The 17,380-nt window shown below is 64.7% G+C and carries 12 protein-coding genes; 7 read left to right on the top strand and 5 right to left on the bottom strand.

Translation table 11 applies throughout. The annotated features are described in order from the left end of the window. The first annotated feature begins 81 nt into the window (after positions 1–81). The 7 genes from ACGVWT_RS16310 (at position 82) to ACGVWT_RS16340 (ending at position 10,287) form a co-directional block, all read left to right on the top strand. Positions 82–1,320 carry a NarK/NasA family nitrate transporter gene (locus ACGVWT_RS16310; protein WP_315462547.1) on the top strand — a complete coding sequence of 413 codons (1,239 nt, stop codon included), beginning with the start codon at positions 82–84 and terminating at the stop codon, positions 1,318–1,320. Between the two features lie 56 nt (positions 1,321–1,376). After that, positions 1,377–2,582: an alginate export family protein gene (locus tag ACGVWT_RS16315; RefSeq protein ID WP_315462546.1), complete on the top strand. Its 1,206-nt coding sequence runs from the start codon at positions 1,377–1,379 to the stop codon at positions 2,580–2,582. A gap of 300 nt (positions 2,583–2,882) precedes the next feature. Next, positions 2,883–5,324 carry a nitrite reductase large subunit NirB gene (gene nirB / locus ACGVWT_RS16320; protein WP_315462690.1) on the top strand — a complete coding sequence of 814 codons (2,442 nt, stop codon included), beginning with the start codon at positions 2,883–2,885 and terminating at the stop codon, positions 5,322–5,324. 11 nt (positions 5,325–5,335) lie between these two features. Next, positions 5,336–5,668, top strand: a complete 333-nt coding sequence (gene nirD / locus ACGVWT_RS16325) for a nitrite reductase small subunit NirD (protein WP_315462689.1) — start codon at positions 5,336–5,338, stop codon at positions 5,666–5,668. A 1-nt stretch (position 5,669) separates the two neighbouring features. After that, positions 5,670–8,267 carry a nitrate reductase gene (locus ACGVWT_RS16330; protein WP_315462545.1) on the top strand — a complete coding sequence of 866 codons (2,598 nt, stop codon included), beginning with the start codon at positions 5,670–5,672 and terminating at the stop codon, positions 8,265–8,267. Next, positions 8,251–9,063: a uroporphyrinogen-III C-methyltransferase gene (cobA, locus tag ACGVWT_RS16335; protein WP_315462544.1), complete on the top strand. Its 813-nt coding sequence runs from the start codon at positions 8,251–8,253 to the stop codon at positions 9,061–9,063. The genes ACGVWT_RS16330 and cobA overlap by 17 nt, the downstream gene beginning before the upstream one ends. 423 nt (positions 9,064–9,486) lie before the next feature. Further along, a complete protein-coding gene (locus tag ACGVWT_RS16340) occupies positions 9,487–10,287 on the top strand; it encodes an AraC family transcriptional regulator (RefSeq protein WP_315462543.1) in 801 nt (266 codons plus the stop codon). Position 10,288: 1 nt separating this feature from the next. On the opposite strand, the gene ACGVWT_RS16345 is transcribed toward ACGVWT_RS16340, so the two are convergent. From ACGVWT_RS16345 to ACGVWT_RS16365, 5 genes are all read right to left on the bottom strand, one after another. Then, positions 10,289–11,011: a hypothetical protein gene (locus ACGVWT_RS16345; RefSeq protein ID WP_315462542.1), complete on the bottom strand. Its 723-nt coding sequence runs from the start codon at positions 11,009–11,011 to the stop codon at positions 10,289–10,291. Positions 11,012–11,633: 622 nt separating this feature from the next. Beyond that, a complete protein-coding gene (locus ACGVWT_RS16350) occupies positions 11,634–12,137 on the bottom strand; it encodes a RidA family protein (protein ID WP_315462541.1) in 504 nt (167 codons plus the stop codon). A gap of 20 nt (positions 12,138–12,157) precedes the next feature. After that, positions 12,158–14,782 carry a TonB-dependent siderophore receptor gene (locus tag ACGVWT_RS16355; RefSeq protein WP_315462540.1) on the bottom strand — a complete coding sequence of 875 codons (2,625 nt, stop codon included), beginning with the start codon at positions 14,780–14,782 and terminating at the stop codon, positions 12,158–12,160. A gap of 192 nt (positions 14,783–14,974) precedes the next feature. Then, complete coding sequence (locus ACGVWT_RS16360; protein WP_315462539.1) at positions 14,975–15,526, bottom strand: GNAT family N-acetyltransferase; 552 nt, start codon at positions 15,524–15,526, stop codon at positions 14,975–14,977. After that, on the bottom strand, positions 15,523–17,121 hold the full coding sequence (locus ACGVWT_RS16365) for a flavin monoamine oxidase family protein (RefSeq protein ID WP_394427291.1): 1,599 nt from the start codon (positions 17,119–17,121) through the stop codon (positions 15,523–15,525). Before ACGVWT_RS16365 ends, ACGVWT_RS16360 begins: the two co-directional genes overlap by 4 nt. Between the last annotated feature and the right edge of the window lie 259 nt (positions 17,122–17,380).

Here is a 17,380-nt window from a genome sequence, read left to right on the forward strand (position 1 = left end):
CTGACCGCCCTTTCGTTTCGGAAGGGGCGGCCGGTGGCGTTTGTCGTGCGAGCAGGACCCCTTTTCCGACGGAGACATCCGATGGCCACCGCATATTGGAAGGACAGCCCCGCCAAGGCCGACACCGGCTTCTGGTCGAGCGGGCACACGCCGACGCTGATCGCCGCATTCCTGTATTTCGACCTCGCCTTCATGGTCTGGGTGCTGCTCGGGCCGCTGGCGCCGGACATCGCCAAGGCGCTGGCGCTGACCCCGGCCGAAAAAGGCTTCATGGTCGCGACGCCGACGCTCGCGGGCGCGGTGCTGCGCGTCGTCAACGGCCTGCTGGTCGACCGGATCGGTCCGAAGCGCGCGGGCGCGATCAGCCAGATCATCGTCATCGGCGGGCTGCTGTCCGCCTGGGTTCTGGGTGTCGACAGCTTCGGCGGCACCGTCGCGCTCGGCGTGATCCTGGGCTTTGCCGGCGCCAGCTTCGCCATCGCCCTGCCGCTCGCCAGCCGCTGGTATCCGCCCGAGCATCAGGGCAAGGCGATGGGCCTTGCCGGCATGGGCAATTCGGGCACCGTGCTCGCCGCGCTGTTCGCGCCGACGCTCGCCAAGCTGTTCGGATGGAATGCCGTTCTGGGCCTCGCCTGCATTCCCCTCTCCCTCGTCTTCATCGCCTATATGATGATGGCAAAGGACGCACCGGGCCGCCCCGCGCCCAAGAGCTTCGCGGAATATCTCCAGCCGTTGCGACAGGCGGATTCCTGGTGGCTGATGGGCTTCTACGCCGTCACCTTCGGCGGCTTCGTCGGACTGGCCGCCAGCCTGCCGATCTATTTCACCGACCGATTCGGCCTCACCACGATCACCGCGGGCTATTGCACCGGGGGCTGCGTCTTCGCCGGATCGTTGGTCCGGCCGATGGGCGGCGCGCTGGCGGACAAGATCGGCGGGGTGAAAACGTTGACCGGCGTGTTCGTCGTCGCTGCGCTCGCACTCGCCGGGGTCGGTCAGGCGCCGACGCTGGCTCTCGCGCTGCTGCTCTTCGTCGTCGCGATGCTGGCGCTCGGCACCGGCAACGGCGCGGTGTTCCAGCTGGTGCCGCAGCGGTTCGCGGCGGAGATCGGCGTGATGACCGGGCTGGTCGGCATGGCCGGCGGCATCGGCGGGTTCTACCTCGCCTCCTCGCTCGGCCTCGCCAAGCAGTGGACCGGCAGCTTCGCGCCCGGTTTCCTGATCTTCGCCGCACTCGCGCTCGTCGCACTCGGCGGCCTGACCCTCGTCAAGGGCAAGTGGCGGCGGACCTGGGGCGCCGCAGACGGCGTGCGGATCTGATCGCATCGGGGCGTGTGGCGATTCACACGCCGCCCGCCCGTTTCAGGGGGGAATTCATGCAGAAACTGATCGCAACGGCGGCCGCACTGGCCGCCGCCGGGCCGGCATGCGCCCAATCCGTCACGCTGACGCCGCTGATCGACGCCCGCACGCGTTACGAACATGTCACGCAGGACGGCATCGCGCAGGACGCCGACGCGCTGACCGTCCGGCTGCGCACGGGGCTGGAGGCGAAATCCGGCGGCCTCTCCGCGCTGGTCGAGGGACAGGGTACGCTGGCGGTCGTCGACCGCTATTTCGACGGGCTGAACGGCATACAGACCCGGCCACTGGTCGCCGATCCGCAGAGTATCGCCCTGTATCGCGCGCAAGTCCGCTATGCCGGCAAGGGGCTCGCGCTCACCGCCGGACGGCAGCGGATCGCGCTGGACGACGAACGGTTCGTCGGCGCCATTGCCTTTCGCGACAACGGCCAGACCTTCGATGCCGTCCGGGCCGAGATCACGCCGACGCCGCGGTTGAAGCTGGACCTCACCTATGCCTGGGCGCAGCGGACGATCTGGGGCATCGACGGCCGCGGGGCGCGGCAGCAGTCGGTGTCGGGCGACAATATGTTCGCTAATATCGGGTACAAGACCGACCTCGGCACGCTCACTGGCTTCGCCTATCTGGTCGATCAGGACGAGGCCGCGGTGCAGGGGTTCCGCCTGTCGAGCCAGACCTATGGCGCACGCTTCTCCGGTGCCTACGCCCTCTCGAAGGTCGCGAAGCTCAGCTATCAGGCGAGCTACGCGCGCCAGCAGGACTGGCACGGCAATCCCAACCGCTATCAGGCGGATTATTATCTGGTCGATGTGGGATTGGCGCTGTCCGCGCTGAGGCTGGGCGCCGGTTACGAGGTGCTGGGTGCCGATCGCGGCGTGGCGCTGACGTCGTTCCAGACCCCGCTCGCCACCGCCTTCAAGTTTCAGGGCTGGGCGGACAAGTTCCTGACCACCCCGCCCGACGGCGTGCGCGACCTGTACGGCAGTGTCGGCTATGGCGTGCAGGCCGGACCCAAGCTTGGCGTCGTGACGCTGCAGGCGACCTATCACCGCTTCGAAAGCGACCGGATGGTCCGCCATTACGGCGACGAATGGGATCTGATCGCCTCGGCCAAGGTAGGACGCACCGCCGTTTCGCTCCGCTACGCCGATTATCGCGCCGACCTGTTCGCGGTCGATACCAGCAAGGTCTGGGCGCAGGTCGACTGGACGCTGTGAAGATGCTGCGCCTGCGAAAAGGCTCTTGCGGGTCGCGGCGAATCACGGCATCCTTCTACCCGATCGGGCGACGAAGCCCGTCGACCATAGGTCGGCCGCTCCAATGATGGAGCCGGCCGGCGCATCGCCCCGGTCGCGGCCTGTCCGCCACCGATCACGATGATGGCAAGGCCGCCATGCAGGCGCTGGGTTCACCAGCGTCCGCATGGCGGCCTTTTCTGTTTCCGGAGCATTGAGCACATGGATTTCGAAGGCTTCGCACAGACCGCCCCAGAGGCATCGCCGGATGGCGGTGCGGGCATGCGCCCGCGCCAGCATCTGGTCGTCGTCGGCAACGGCATGGCCGGATGCCGCGCGGTCGAGGAACTGATCGCGCGCGATCCCGGCCGTTACCGCGTCACGATCTTCGGCGCCGAACCGCATGTGAACTACAACCGCATCATGCTGTCCCCGGTGCTGGCGGGCGAGAAGACGTTCGACGAGATCGTCATCAACGGCCACGACTGGTACGCCGACAACGCCATCGAGTTGATCGCGGGCGACCCGGTCGACACGATCGACCGGGCTGCGAAGACAGTCACCGCACGGTCGGGGCGCAGCGTCAGCTACGACAAGCTGCTGCTCGCCACCGGCTCCGACCCGTTCATCATCCCGGTGCCGGGCAGGGACCTGCCCGGCGTCATCACCTTCCGCGACATGAAGGACGTCGACCATATGCTCGCCGCCGCGGATAAGGGCGGCAGCGCGGTGGTGATCGGCGGCGGGCTGCTGGGGCTGGAGGCGGCGCACGGCCTGTCACTGCGCGGCATGAAGGTGACGGTGATTCATCTCTCCAAGACGCTGATGGAGAGGCAGCTCGACGAATCTGCCGGCTGGCTGCTCAAGACCGCGCTGGAGGCACGCGGGCAGGTGATCCTGACCGAGGCCAATACCGCCGAGATCGTCGGCGACGGCCAAGTCGAGGGCGTCCGCCTCGCCGATGGCACGCTGATCCCCGCCAGCCTGGTCGTCATGGCGGTCGGCATCCGCCCCGCCACCGCGCTCGCCCGCGCCGCCGGGCTCGACGTCGGCCGCGGGATCAAGGTCGACGACCATATGGTCACGTCCGATTCCGACGTGCTCGCGGTCGGCGAATGCGTCGAGCATGACGGCCAGGTCTACGGCCTCGTCGCGCCGCTATGGGACATGTGCCGCAGCCTCGCCGACGGCCTCGTCGACCGGCACAGCGGCTATCGCGGCTCGGTGACGTCGACCAAGCTCAAGGTATCGGGGATCGACGTCTTCTCCGCGGGCGATTTCGCGGGCGGCGACGGGGCCGAGGACATCGTCCTGCGCGACGCCAGCCGCGGCGTCTACAAGCGCGTCGTAGTGAAGGGCGACCGCATCGTCGGCGCGGTGCTCTACGGCGATACCGCGGACGGCAGCTGGTATTTCGACCTGCTGAAGAAGGGCGAGGACGTTTCGGCCATCCGCGACGTGCTGATCTTCGGCCAGACCTTCGCCTCGGGAGGGGGGCAGGCGGACCCTAAGGCGGCCGTTGCGGCGCTCTCGGACGATGCCGAGATCTGCGGCTGCAACGGCGTTTCCAAGGGCAAGGTCTGCCAGGCGATCGTCGACGGGGCGGTCAGCCTTGACGCGGTGCGATCGATTTGCAAGGCGTCCGCCTCGTGCGGGTCCTGCACCGGCCTCGTCGAGCAGTTGCTATCGATCACGCTGGGCGAGGATTACGGCGGCGAGCGCACGGTCAAGACGATGTGCAAATGCACCAGCTTCGGCCACGACGACGTTCGACGCGAGATCGTCGCGCAGGACATGCGCTCGATCCCCGAAGTGATGCACAAGCTGCACTGGTCGACCCCCGACGGCTGCTCCGCCTGCCGCCCGGCGCTCAATTACTACCTGCTGTGCGCGCTTCCCGGCGAGTATAAGGACGACCAGCAGAGCCGCTTCGTCAACGAACGGATGCACGCCAACATCCAGAAGGACGGCACCTATTCGGTCGTGCCGCGGATGTGGGGCGGGCTGACGTCGCCGCGCGAACTGCGTGCGATCGCAGACGTGGTCGACAAGTACAACGCGCCGATGGTCAAGGTGACGGGCGGCCAGCGGCTCGACATCTTCGGGATCAGGAAGGAGGATTTGCCCGCCGTCTGGGCCGACCTGAACGCCGCCGGGATGGTCAGCGGCCACGCCTACGGCAAGTCGTTGCGCACGGTGAAGACCTGCGTCGGGTCCGAATGGTGCCGCTTCGGCACGCAGGATTCGACCGGCCTCGGCGTCAAGATCGAGCAGATGACCTGGGGGTCGTGGATGCCCCACAAGTTCAAGATCGCGGTGTCGGGCTGCCCCCGCAATTGCGCCGAGGCGACCATCAAGGATTTCGGGATCGTCTGCGTCGATTCAGGGTACGAGCTCCACGTCGGCGGCAACGGCGGGATCAAGGTCCGCGCGACCGACTTCCTCTGCAAGGTCGCGACCGAGGCGGAGGCAATGGAGGTCTGTGCCGCCTTCGTCCAGCTCTACCGCGAGGAGGCACGCTACCTCGAACGCACCGCGCCCTGGATCGAGCGGGTTGGCCTCGACCACATCAAGGCGAGCCTGCTCGACGATCCCGACGCGATCCCCGCGCTCGCCGAACGCTTCCGCTTCTCGCAGCGCTTCATGCAGGACGACCCGTGGCAAAAGCGTGCCGCGGGCGAGGACGCACATTTCTACCAGCCGCTGCTGGTCGCGGCAGAATGACGGAGACGATCATGCAGGACTGGCTCGACATCGGCACGCTGGCCGACATTCCCGCGCAGGGCGCCCGCACGCTGACGCTCGACGGCACCCCCGTCGCGGTATTCCGCACGGTAGACGATCACGTCTTCGCGCTGGTCGACCGCTGCCCGCACAAGGGCGGGCCACTGAGCCAGGGCATCGTTCACGGCCATGCGGTGGCGTGCCCGCTGCACAATTGGAAGATCGCGCTGGCGAACGGTCAGGCGCAGGGCGACGACAGCGGCTGCACGCCGACGCTGGCGGTGCGGCGCGAGGGGACACGGATCCTGCTCGCCCGCACCCTGCCCCTCGCGGATGCCGCCTGAGATGGGGGAGCCGGTCCGCACCACCTGCCCCTATTGCGGGGTCGGCTGCGGCATCGTGGCGACGCGGACCGGCGAACGGACGGTCGCCATCGAGGGCGATCCAGACCATCCCGCCAACCGCGGCCGGCTATGTTCCAAAGGCACGCATCTGGGCGAGACGGTGAGTCTCGAAGGGCGGCTGCTGACCCCGATGATCGGCGACCGCACGGCGAGTTGGGACAAGGCACTCGATCTCGTCGCCAAGCGCTTTCGCGACACGATCGCGCGGCACGGGCCGAACAGCGTCGCCTTCTACGTCTCGGGCCAATTGCTGACCGAGGATTATTACGTCGCCAACAAGCTGATGAAGGGATTCATCGGCTCTGCGAACATCGACACCAACTCGCGGCTGTGCATGTCGAGCGCGGTCGCCGGGCATATCCGCGCGTTCGGCGAGGATATCGTGCCGGCGAGCTACGACGATATCGACGCCGCCGACCTGATCGTGCTCGTCGGATCGAACACAGCCTGGTGCCACCCGATCGTCTATCAACGGATCATGGCCGCGCGCGAGGCGCGGGGCACCCGGCTGGTGGTGATCGACCCGCGCCGCACCGAGACGGCGGAAGGTGCGGATCTGCACCTCGCCATCCGGCCGGGCAGCGACGTCGCGCTGATGAACGGCCTGCTCGCGCATTGCCGCCGCGCCGGCCTGACCGACGATGCGCCGCTCGACGTGCCGGACGGCTTCTGGGACGTAATCGAGCGCGATGGCGACCTGTGGTCCACGGCGCGCACCTGCGACGTGCCGCCCGCCGACCTCAACCGCTTCTTCGATCTGTTCGCCGCCACCCCGCGCACCGTCACGCTATTTAGCCAGGGAATCAACCAGTCGCTGCGCGGCACCGATCAGGTCAACGCGATCCTCAACGTCCATCTCGCGACCGGCCGGATCGGCAAGCCGGGCGCCGCGCCCTTCTCGATCACCGGACAGCCGAACGCGATGGGTGGGCGCGAGGTCGGCGGCCTCGCGACGACGCTCGCCGCGCACATGGATTTCGCGCCGGAGAATGTCGCGCGCGTCGGTCGCTTTTGGGCGGCGCCCAACATGGCGACCAAGCCGGGGTTGAAGGCGGTCGACCTGTTCCGCGCGCTCGGCGAAGGCCGGATCAAGGCGTTGTGGGTGATGGCGACCAACCCCGCCGTCTCGATGCCCGACGCCACACGCGTGCGCGAGGCGCTGGCCGCCTGCCCCTTCGTCGTCGTCTCCGACGTCATCGCGCGGACCGACACCAGCGTACACGCGCACGTCCGCCTGCCCGCCGCCGCCTGGGGCGAAAAGGACGGCACCGTCACCAACTCCGACCGCACGATCAGCCGCCAGCGCGCGGTGCTGCCGCTGCCCGGCGAGGCGAAGCCCGACTGGTGGATCGTCGGCGAAGTCGCCCGGCGCATGGGTTGGGCGGCGCATTTCCCCTACGATCGCCCGGCCGATATCTGGCGCGAACATGCGCGCCTGTCGCTGTACGGCAATACGGGCGAGCGGCTGTTCGCGCTGCCCGGCCATGCGGCGACCGCTAACGCCGCCTATGAGACGATGACGCCGTCTCGCTGGGGCGGAATCCCCTTCGCCGACGGGCGCTACCCCACGCCTACCGGTCGCGCGCGGCTGGTCCCGACGCAGCAGGCACCGATCGCCGCGCCGCTCGCGCAATGGCCGATGACGCTCAACACCGGCCGCTATCGCGACCAATGGCACACGATGACCCGCACCGGACTGAGCCCGAAACTGGCCCGCCACCGCGAGGAGCCTTTAGTGGAAGTCCACCCCGCCGACGCCGCCGCGCTCGCGCTGACCGACGGCGGCCTCGCGCGCGTATCGACGCCGCAGGGCTCCAGCCTCTATCGCGTCGCGCTGAGCGAAGGGCAGCGCCCCGGCGAGCTGTTCGTGCCGATCCACTGGACCGATCGCACCGCGACCGGCGGGCGCACCGGATTGCTGCCGCGTCCACTCGCGGACCCGCATTCGGGACAGCCAGGCTTCAAGGCGACCCCGGCCGCCATCGCTTTTGTCGCCACCGCATGGCGCGCCTTCGCGATCGTCCGCGCCGATGCACCGCCTGCGTTGCCCGGCGTCGCCTGGGCGACGCGCGTGGCAGTGCCGATGGGCTGGATGATCGAGCTTGCCGGCGATGACGACACCACCGTGCTGGAGGGGCTGCTCCCCGCCGGCCAGCGGGTCGAGACGCACGACCGCGGGCGTGGCGCGTGGCGCGCCGCCGTGCTGGATCAGGGGCGCCTCGCCGCCTGTCTCTTCCTCGCCCGCGACGGATCGCTGCCGCCGCGCGACTGGCTGATCCAGCAACTGGGCGAGCCTGCCGGGCCGACCCTGCTCGCGGGCCGCGCGCCCGGCGCGCAGGTAGACCGCGGCCCGATCGTCTGCGCCTGCTTCGATGTCGGCCTGACGATCATCGTCAACGCGATCGCGCAGCAGCGGCTGACCGATGTCGGCGCGATCGGCCGCGCGCTCGGCGCCGGCACCAATTGCGGCTCGTGCCGCCCCGCTCTCGCTCGCCTCGTGAGCGACCATCAGGAGATCGCCGATGCCGTCGTCCGTTGACTTCGCCCCCGGCACCGTGTGGCTCGTCGGCGCGGGACCCGGCGACCCCGACTTGCTGACGCGCAAGGCCGAGCGGCTGATCGCCGCCGCGGACGTCGTCTTCTACGACGCCCTTGTCGGCCCCGGCGTGCTGGCGCTGGCTTCCGCGACCGCCGAGCGCGTCTCCGTCGGAAAGCGATCGGGACGTCATTCCAAGGCCCAAGGTTCGATCAACGACCTGATCCTGGCGGCGGCGAGGGCCGGGCTGCGGGTGGTCCGGTTAAAGGGCGGCGACCCGTCGATCTTCGGCCGCTCCGCGGAGGAAGTGGCACATCTGACGGCGCAGGGCGTCCCCGTCCACATCTGTCCCGGCATCACGGCGGCCAGCGCCGCCGCCGCGTCGAGCGGCATCTCGCTGACGCTGCGCGGGTTGGCGCGTTCCCTGACCTTCGTCACCGCCCATGCGCGCCAGGGCGACACGATCGATCTGGACTGGCCCGCGCTCGCCCGGCCGAACGGCACGCTCGCGGTCTACATGGGCCGTGCGGCCGCCGGCGAGGTCGCAACGCGACTGATCGCTGCGGGCCGCGCGCCCGCGACTCCCGTGCTGATCGTCGTCAACGCGTCGCTGCCACAGGAACGATGCATCCGTGGCCGGCTGTCGGCGCTCGCCTTTCTGGTCCAGACGATCAGCGATGACGACCCCACCCTTCTCTTGATCGGCGAGGCCGTGCGAACGCCCGAATGCGGTCATAGTGTGCCATTGATCGTCGCCGACGGCTCTGAGGGGTGCGCAGCACAGGCGGCAAATCCTTGATGGTCGATAGACGCCGATTTGCCATCTTCAGCACGCCTGCTGGCGGTTGGCGACGTTTTGCAATCCTCACCGCGATTTGCTGCTTCTTCGTCCTCGTTACTGCGCTTCTTTAGTATCCTCCTGACCCTTCAGGGATCTAATCGGGTGACCCGATTCCTGTCATGTATCACGCCTCTCCCCTTCTGGGCTTTGGATGCCCTCTCAGATGACCGACGAAGGCGGAGCTCGTTAAAAGGCTGATATCACCTAAGATCAGGTTACACGCAGCAGGGTAGTCTGTGACGACCCAGATATGGTCATTCGCTGCTTCCTTGCAGCTTTCGCACTTCAGCCATTCGTTCAGCAAGCCAACGAAGGTTAGCCTGACCGCCGGGTCTTGGTATTAGGCATTGCGGACTCCGAAGGACATGATTCGAATCCCAGATGGTTCCCCGTCGTCGCCTTACTTCTGCACCGCTCAGGCATCTCGCGAGCTGCTACGAGGAACGATCGGCCGCCTTTGCCGGAGAGACGCTGACCCATCCACTTCCTGCTCGTCCGGATCAGTTCATTGAGATCTATTGTGCGGACCGTTATCGGGTCTCGCACGATGGTGGCGCAGCGGAGATCTCACCCGAGGTGTCACTGGTCGGCCCCCACGGCCGAGGCCATGTGCGTCTGCTCCTTGCCGGCGAGATCCGTGCCTTCTCCATCCGCCTTCGCCCCGGCACTCTTCATCGGCTTTGCGGGATCAACATGGCCGAGCTCGCGAACCGAGGCGTCGACTTGGTTGATGTCCTGGGTCCGCTCACCGCCGAACTGCGCGACGGCGTTCTACGCGCCTCCGACTTCGAGGGACGAGTGGTCGCGGCGGAAGATTGGCTGCGACGCTGGAGCGGAGGTGGAGGACGTCCGGATCAGATCGACATCGCAGCCCGGCTCCTGCTGCGGTTCGGCGGGCAGGTGCGTATCGATCGACTTGCCAGTTGGGCCGGACTCAGCGAGCGACAATTTTCGCGCCGCTTTATCCGCCAGATAGGACTTCCTGCCAAACTGTATGCGCGCACGATCCGTTTAAACACCATCCTTCAGGCGCGTCAGGTTCGGCCGGAAGCGCGCTGGACGGACCTGGCGTACGCCGCGGGCTATGCCGATCAGGCGCACTTCACGCGAGAATGCGCCGAACTGACGGGGGCAGCACCGACCCTGTTCTTCCCGGCGTGGGCTCGCATAGCCCAGACCTGATTCATCCGCTGGCGATCGTCTCCGATATCGATTGGAAGGCAGAGCTGAATGCGAGCGGTCCTGCCGTGAGTTGGACGATCGCGATGACGCAGGCCCCGACCCACCATGCGCGGTGCACCCCGCCCCGCGAATTGCGATCATGAACCATGCCTGCCACCGGGTATGCAAGCACGGCTATTGTGATCGCCAGCGGCCCCCAATTTCCCAACAGCGGCATCGGCAAGAGTCGACCAAAGGCCGGCGCAGACAGCATGGCGGCTGCGCACACCATCAGCCGCGGATGCCATTCGCGGCGCCGGCGCATCATGATCGCCGCAGCGAAAAGGCCGCTAAAGCCGAGGAGGCCGAAAACGTTGATCGCAAGGAACACTGGAACAGGGAAGAAAAAGGGCACCGAATGACGCCGGATCGCGATCAGGGTAACGGCTATGCCAAGCGGCACCAGGATCGCGGCGAGTGCCGTTGCCGCCCAGCCTAGGCGGCGGTGAAGTCGCATGGCCGCACGGTTGGCCAACATAGTTTGAGCGACGTAGAGCGCCATCCAGGTGGCGAAGAGCAGCGCATGGAGATGCACGTGAAGCGGCAGTGCCGACGCATGCACCCGTCCAAGCACGAAGTTGCTTGCGAACCCAATGAAAGTGATCGTCGCCATGACCAGCGCTGATCGGACGAAAAAGGAATTCTCGTCCCTGCGCCCCCGTGCCGGATGTGCGATGCTGGCCATGAAACGTCCCCTTGTGCGGACTCAGGCTATACCGCTTAGCTGCGGTAGGACGCTTGAACCTTTCGGACATTAGATCACCCCAAAGTCGCTGATTCAGTCAGCACGTCGATGCCGAGGCGTACTGAGCGCATTCAGTACACTTGACCCACAACAAGACGTTCATGTCGCCCTCACCGCCTCCCATCTTCCGCCATTCGTTCATCTCACAAGAGACCGGTGAACGAAAACGCACAGTGATATTCGACTGGCTTTTTGAGGAGCTGCGAGGGGCACATGACAATGCCGACCGTCCGGTAAGGTGGCGCTTGGTTCTGTGCAGAGGTCACCAAGCCGCTTTTTCGTTTGGCTTGCCAATACTCGCTGAATACCGCCAACTGCGTGAGGTGTATTAGGCAGGTTTTGCAGTTGACAGAGGGGGCATATGGATCGCGGTCACCTGCGCAGCAGTGCGGTCTTCAACCTGAAAGTTGATGCGCGCCCGTCATCACACTGCCCACGACATGGCGATTGACCTTTGCCGTGCCTATCCTGACGCCCAGTGCCGATCTCGAGCACCGCCCCAAATTCTCAGAAGACCGCATCAGCGGCACGCGGTGCGAATGCGTGCCGCCGACGACGGCGCCTACTTGGCTGCCGTGGCTTCAATCTCGACAAGGAACGCGGGACCCGCGAGTGCGGCGACCTGGACGGTCGAGCGGGCGACAGTGCCAGGATTATCTGCCGTGCCGAAAAACTGCTTAAAGCCCTCGTTCATGCCCGCAAAATCCATTTTTCCGCCTAGCTTGGGATCACCTGCGACGAACACCGTGAGCTTGACCACGTCGGCCATCGTGTAACCGTGCTCGGCAAGAATGCCCTTGATCTTGTTGAGGATGCTCGCGGTCTGCGTCTTGGTATCGCCGAAGTCGGCGATTGTCAGTTCGGCAGTAGGGACGTTTTTGGCAGGTTCGAGCGGGGCCGCGAGCTGTCCGCTGAGGTATAGCGTCGAAGCTCCGGACTTCACCGTCACTGATTGGAGGATCAACCCAGGGGTCGAGTTGGGATGTTTTACAACGCTTTGGGCGTTCGCTTGCGCAGTCAATGCCGCGAGGCCGATCGCGGCGTAGCCGAGGGGTGCAAGACGCATGATGTTGAATCTCCAGTGCTTCAGAAGGACACGTTGATCCGGGCGTAGTAATAGCCTCCATTGATGCCGTAGGGGCTGAACGTCAGCGGCGCATCCAGCACGTTGCCGCCGTTCACCAAAGTGAGGTTCGTGGTACCCGGCACCAGCGGAACGGTCGGGGGGCGTTTGTTGAAGACGTTGTTCGCACCCACGGTGAGCTGAAGCTCAGGGCTAATGTCGTAATTCAGCTCGATATCGCCGATAAAGGCGGTTCCAATCGTCTGCTTGTAATAGGTCCCGCCGTCCGGCGTCAGCTGCGCGGACGACTTGCCGTAGACCGTGCCGCGCAGCGTCGCCGAGAACTTGTCCAGCGTGTAAAGCACCGACGAGATCACCTTCACCCTTGGGGACGCCGTCTCGATATTTGCCTGTGCGCCGAGGTCGAACAGCGGGATCACCGTCCCGGTGCGCGGGTTGGTCAGCGTCGCGGGCGCGGCAATCAGGTTGGTGAGCTTGGTTTCATTGTAGTTGCCGGATATCGTCCAGTTCGCCTTGCCGTAATCGCCGAAGTCGGTGGCGTAGCTGACGACGAGATCGACGCCACGGGTGCGTGTATCAGCGCCGTTGGTGAAGATGTTGATGCCCGTCTGGCTGACGGTCGGATCAAGCACGTTGCCATTGGCAACGATCGCGCGCGTCACGATAGGAAAATTGACCGCTCCGCCGCTGCCGAAGATGGAGCCAGTGCCCAGGATGCGATCCCGGATCTTCACCTGGTAGGCGTCGAGCGTGATCGTCAGCCTATCGATCGGGCGGATGACGGTGCCGAGCGAGTAGTTGGTCGATTTCTCAGGCTTCAGGTTCTGGAAGCCGATGAGCTTCGCGGCAGCGGAATTGGCCGGCAGCTGCACGAAGGCCGATGTCGGGGACACGTTGGTCGCCGAATAATACGATTCCGCAAGCGTTGGTGCACGGAAGCCGGTCGAGAACGTGCCTCGCAGCGCGAATGCGTCGGAGAAGTCGTAGCGGCCAGTGCCCTTGTAGATGAATTTACTGCCGAAATCGGAATAGTGCTCATAGCGCCCTGCAACGTCGAGCTTAAGCCCCTCGATCGCGTCGACAGCAATGTCGACATAGGCAGCCTGCGAGTTTCGGCCATTGATGCCGGCATCGGAAGGGCGGAAGCCCGGGTAGGATTGACCCCCCTCCTTATAGATCGATCCTGGGTCGCCGGAGCCAATTTGATAAACGTTCTTGCGATACTCCGCACCGAAGGCAAGATTGATAGGCCCCGCCAATCCCGCATCTATTTCATGCGTAAAGTCGGCATTCACGGTAAATTCTGTAGACTTGAAAAAGCCGTCGTAGAAGCTGGTCGGAGTAAAGCCGGTGTCGGCAAACAGCGAGGCGTTGGCGGAATTCACCGTATAGATTTCGTTCTTGTCCTGACCGAACGTCGTTGAGAGATCGTAGTGGAATCCGCTCAGCATGCCGCGGACGCCGCCGGTGAACGCCATGTCGTCCTCGCGGATCTTCTCGCGCGGGATGAAACCATTCGCCGGGTTGTTCCCCTCGGGATCGAAGTAGGTGGTGACGCCGGCCACCGTTCGGGACACGCGGGTCGGAACCCGCACGTTCTCGTTCGCGCTGGCGATCCGCTTCGAATAGGTGCCGAAGCTATACACCTCTCCGTCCCCGAAATCGTATGCCGTGTTGTATTGCAGGTTGGTCAGCCGCGACTGTGCATCACCGTTGATGGCGTTGACGTACGGAAAGCCGGCGATGCCAGGATATAATTGCCGCTGAATGGCACTGATGCCGTAGGTTGTCGGTGTCGAAAGCGGCAATAGCGTTCCGCTAGCGTCCGTGACGCGCCGATCGAGTCCGCCAACCCTTGTGAAATCATGGTAGCGATGGAAGGCAGTGACGTTGAAGTAGCCGCTTTCGCCGACCTTGGTCGCCAGGTGGAGTGTGCCGGCGTAGGTTTCGCCACCGACGTCGTAGTTCTGCCCCGCGGTCACGTAGCCGTCGCCGCCCTCCTTGTCGTCCTTCAAGATGATATTGATGACGCCGGCGATCGCATCAGATCCGTACTGCGCGGCCGCCCCATCCTCCAACACCTCGATGCGCTTGATTGACGATGGACTGATCAGGTCGAGATCGGCGGTCGCAGCGCCCTGATATGGTCCACCGAGGACGGCAAGGTTGGCCGTGCCATGGCGGCGCTTGCCGTTGACCAGCACGAGGGTGTGGTTTGGACTGAGACCGCGCAATCGCGCGGACAACGTCAGATTGGCTGTGTCGCCGCCGAAGGCCTGCGCTGTGAAAGAAGGCACAAGCTGCGTGAGCACCTGGTTGAGGTTGGGCTGCCCCACGTGGCTGAGCGTGTCGGAGTCCAGCACCTTGATCGGAGCCGCACTCTCGGCTGCCGTGATGCCGGTGGCCCGGGTCCCAGTGACGATGATGTCGCTGCCGTCCTGCTGCGCCGCGTCTGAAACCAGCGCCTGCTGACCATCGACTACCGGGTCGGTAGCGATCGAAGCAGCAACCGGCGTGAGCACGAGTGCGGAAGCAGATTGCGTGGTCTGGGCTTCGGCTACGCTCGTAGAAACAATGAAGAGCGTAACTGCGATCGCGGTTCGCGAAGTGGTCGAATCGAAATTCATGGACTGCCCCCTTATGTTCAGGTTAGCCCCGCCATCCTCTCCGCGCCCTTTTTGTGCACATAACGCATCGGCCTCGGAAGCGCGTCCGTGACGATTGTGACTGCCGATAAACTTCTCACACGATTTCTAGTTTTTGCGAACTGTCGAACACATCGATCGAACTTGCGGAATCAGGTCGCGGCCGAACGACGCTTAACTGACAATCATCTTGCTCATCGCGATGAAGGGTACCTCGATCCCGCCGCAATCCTGCATGGTCGCGCCCTCCGCTAGATACCCTTGCGCCGAATAGAAGGGCTCGCCGGGCAACGTCGCCATGAGCGTCGTGCGGCGGAAACCCGCGTTCCGAGCTCCGCCTTCAGATGCCGCCAGCAGTGCTGCGGCAACCCCACGCCGAGAATGACTTGGGCAGACGAAGAAGGCGCGGATTCGGGCCGCGTCGAAGCCGGGATCAAGCAAGGCGCTCGTGCGGCCGGGGAAGTGGTCGCTCCCGAATAGCGTTCCGCGTCTGCTCCAGCCGCCGCACCCTGCGAGTGAACCATCGCGCTCCGCGATGAGATACGTACCGTCCGAAATCAATTGGCTGTCGATGCCGAAAACATGGCTGATGGCCGCCTCGATCTGCTCGGCTGTATAGTATGTGCGGCTGAGTGCCCGCGCCGATTGCTCGATCAGCCTGCCCAGCGCCGGCGCGTCACCTGGTTCGGCGGAACGGAGCACGAGCGTCGGCACCGCCAAGCTCATGCCGCGCGGACCCCAGAAGTGACCAGCGCCTGAGCGGTTACCCGTCTGGCGAGGGCCAAAACCTGCGCTCGCGCTGACTGGATGCCTCCCTCCTGCCAGCCGGGTGTCTGGCTGAGTGCCGCACTGGCGAAGTAGATGCGCCCTTCGGGAGCCTGAAGGAAGCGAAAGGCGTCGGTGTCAATGTGCCCCTCCTGCCTGCCGTTCGCGCTGCCGGCGTTCCAGTCAGGCCAGGGCCCCAAGCTGTAGGGGATCTTGTGCCAATTGACCGCGATGCCGTTGACGAGATCGGCGCCGTGACCGGGATGTAGTTTTTCGACGACGCCTTGGCTGAACGCGATCTGTTCGGCGATTGGCCTTTTCTGAAACTCCGCGGCGGTTGGTCCAGACGAATAGCATCCAAGCAGCATACCGCGGTCGGTGTGCAGTCCAGCAGAGGGATACCACACTAACGTCGTTGGTCCGCCTACGAATGATATTCCGCCGTAAATCTGCTCCTTCTCCCAAAATCTCGGGCTCTCGAACGCGACCTTGTTAGAATAGTCGTAGACGACGCCCGCGATCGTCTTCTTAAGCTTCGGCGAAAAGTTGGTGTCGATGCCGGCCAGTACCGGGAACGGGATTGTGCAAATCATATAGTCCGCCACGACCGTCTCAACTGCGTCGCTTGCAGTGTCACGATAGACAATCTCAATATCGCTGGGCCGCTGCCGAATGCGCGTCACCTCGGCACCACGCAGGGCTGGGCGGCGCAGCGCATTGTCCATGGCGGCATGGATACGATCCATGCCGCCGACTGGCTCGAACATTGTCGCCTGCATATAGAGGTTGTCTTCGAAAAGCGTCATCGGCAACCGTTGGTTGGCCAGCAATTGGTCCAAGGGCATCGCGGTCGATGGTGAGGCGAAGGTGACGCCCGCCCCCGGCGAAGTCCCAAAACCCGATCGTTCGGTGCCTGTGAACACGTTGCCGTCGCCGAGGTCGCCGTATGCCTTGAGGAACGGCATGAGCTTGTCACGATCCACAGCGGTCAGCTCAGTGTCGAGCGAACCCTTGCCGATCGCTTTCGCCAGCAGTTCCGCAATACGCCCGCGCATGTCGTTGATAGCAGTGCGCATACGGATCTTCGATCCATCGTCCGCCATGACATAGGCGGAGCGGCTCGAATTGACCTCAACCTCCAGCGGTACACCGAACTTCTTGGCGTAGCCGAGCAGACCTTGATGGAAGCTTGGAATGCGTGCGGGACCGGCATTGAAATATATCCCGTCTGAGAATCGTGCGATCTGCGTCGTCTCGCCGTTCATCTCGATCTTGTCGCCATTACGAACAGTCCAAGCGCGACCGCCAACGCGCCTGCGCGCCTCGAGCAGAGTCACCAAGAACCCTGCCTGCTCCAATTCATAAGCGGCGGTCAGGCCGGCGATGCCAGCACCAAGGATGACGACATGTCGGCCCTTACCAAGCGCTGGCGTCAGTCCACTCATGTCCTGAGCCTGGGCCGAGCCGGCGAGCCCAAGCGCCTGCATTGCCCCCAAAGTCGCTCCAAGACCGCCCACAAGACCGAGCCGACCCAGCATCTTTCTGCGTGTTACCATATGAGTGCCCCCGTCGCGGCAGTTGCCACGCGTTCCGCCCCGTCGGCGGTCGACACCTCAAACATCCTGACCTAATAGCCGCAACGCTTGTGCGCATACGCGGTTACGCGTGAAACTATCTAACGCTGTTTGGCGGCCCACCAAACAAATGATAGTCAATCAGCCTTTGCGTTGCGGTGCAACACATTTGTAAAAAAAATTTCGGGACCTTCACTACAGAGCGGTGACTGCCTGCAGCGCGTTAACCCGTCCTCCACTT

This window comes from Sphingomonas sp. S6, from assembly GCF_043498045.1.
GTDB lineage: Bacteria > Pseudomonadota > Alphaproteobacteria > Sphingomonadales > Sphingomonadaceae > Sphingomonas.

Coding starts and splice junctions, on each gene's coding strand:
- ACGVWT_RS16310 (WP_315462547.1), top strand. CDS start 82: ATGGCCACCGCATATTGGAAGGACAGCCCCGCCAAGGCCGACACCGGC.
- ACGVWT_RS16315 (WP_315462546.1), top strand. CDS start 1,377: ATGCAGAAACTGATCGCAACGGCGGCCGCACTGGCCGCCGCCGGGCCG.
- nirB (WP_315462690.1), top strand. CDS start 2,883: ATGCGCCCGCGCCAGCATCTGGTCGTCGTCGGCAACGGCATGGCCGGA.
- nirD (WP_315462689.1), top strand. CDS start 5,336: ATGCAGGACTGGCTCGACATCGGCACGCTGGCCGACATTCCCGCGCAG.
- ACGVWT_RS16330 (WP_315462545.1), top strand. CDS start 5,670: ATGGGGGAGCCGGTCCGCACCACCTGCCCCTATTGCGGGGTCGGCTGC.
- cobA (WP_315462544.1), top strand. CDS start 8,251: ATGCCGTCGTCCGTTGACTTCGCCCCCGGCACCGTGTGGCTCGTCGGC.
- ACGVWT_RS16340 (WP_315462543.1), top strand. CDS start 9,487: ATGGTTCCCCGTCGTCGCCTTACTTCTGCACCGCTCAGGCATCTCGCG.
- ACGVWT_RS16345 (WP_315462542.1), bottom strand. CDS start 11,011: ATGGCCAGCATCGCACATCCGGCACGGGGGCGCAGGGACGAGAATTCC.
- ACGVWT_RS16350 (WP_315462541.1), bottom strand. CDS start 12,137: ATGCGTCTTGCACCCCTCGGCTACGCCGCGATCGGCCTCGCGGCATTG.
- ACGVWT_RS16355 (WP_315462540.1), bottom strand. CDS start 14,782: ATGAATTTCGATTCGACCACTTCGCGAACCGCGATCGCAGTTACGCTC.
- ACGVWT_RS16360 (WP_315462539.1), bottom strand. CDS start 15,526: ATGAGCTTGGCGGTGCCGACGCTCGTGCTCCGTTCCGCCGAACCAGGT.
- ACGVWT_RS16365 (WP_394427291.1), bottom strand. CDS start 17,121: ATGGTAACACGCAGAAAGATGCTGGGTCGGCTCGGTCTTGTGGGCGGT.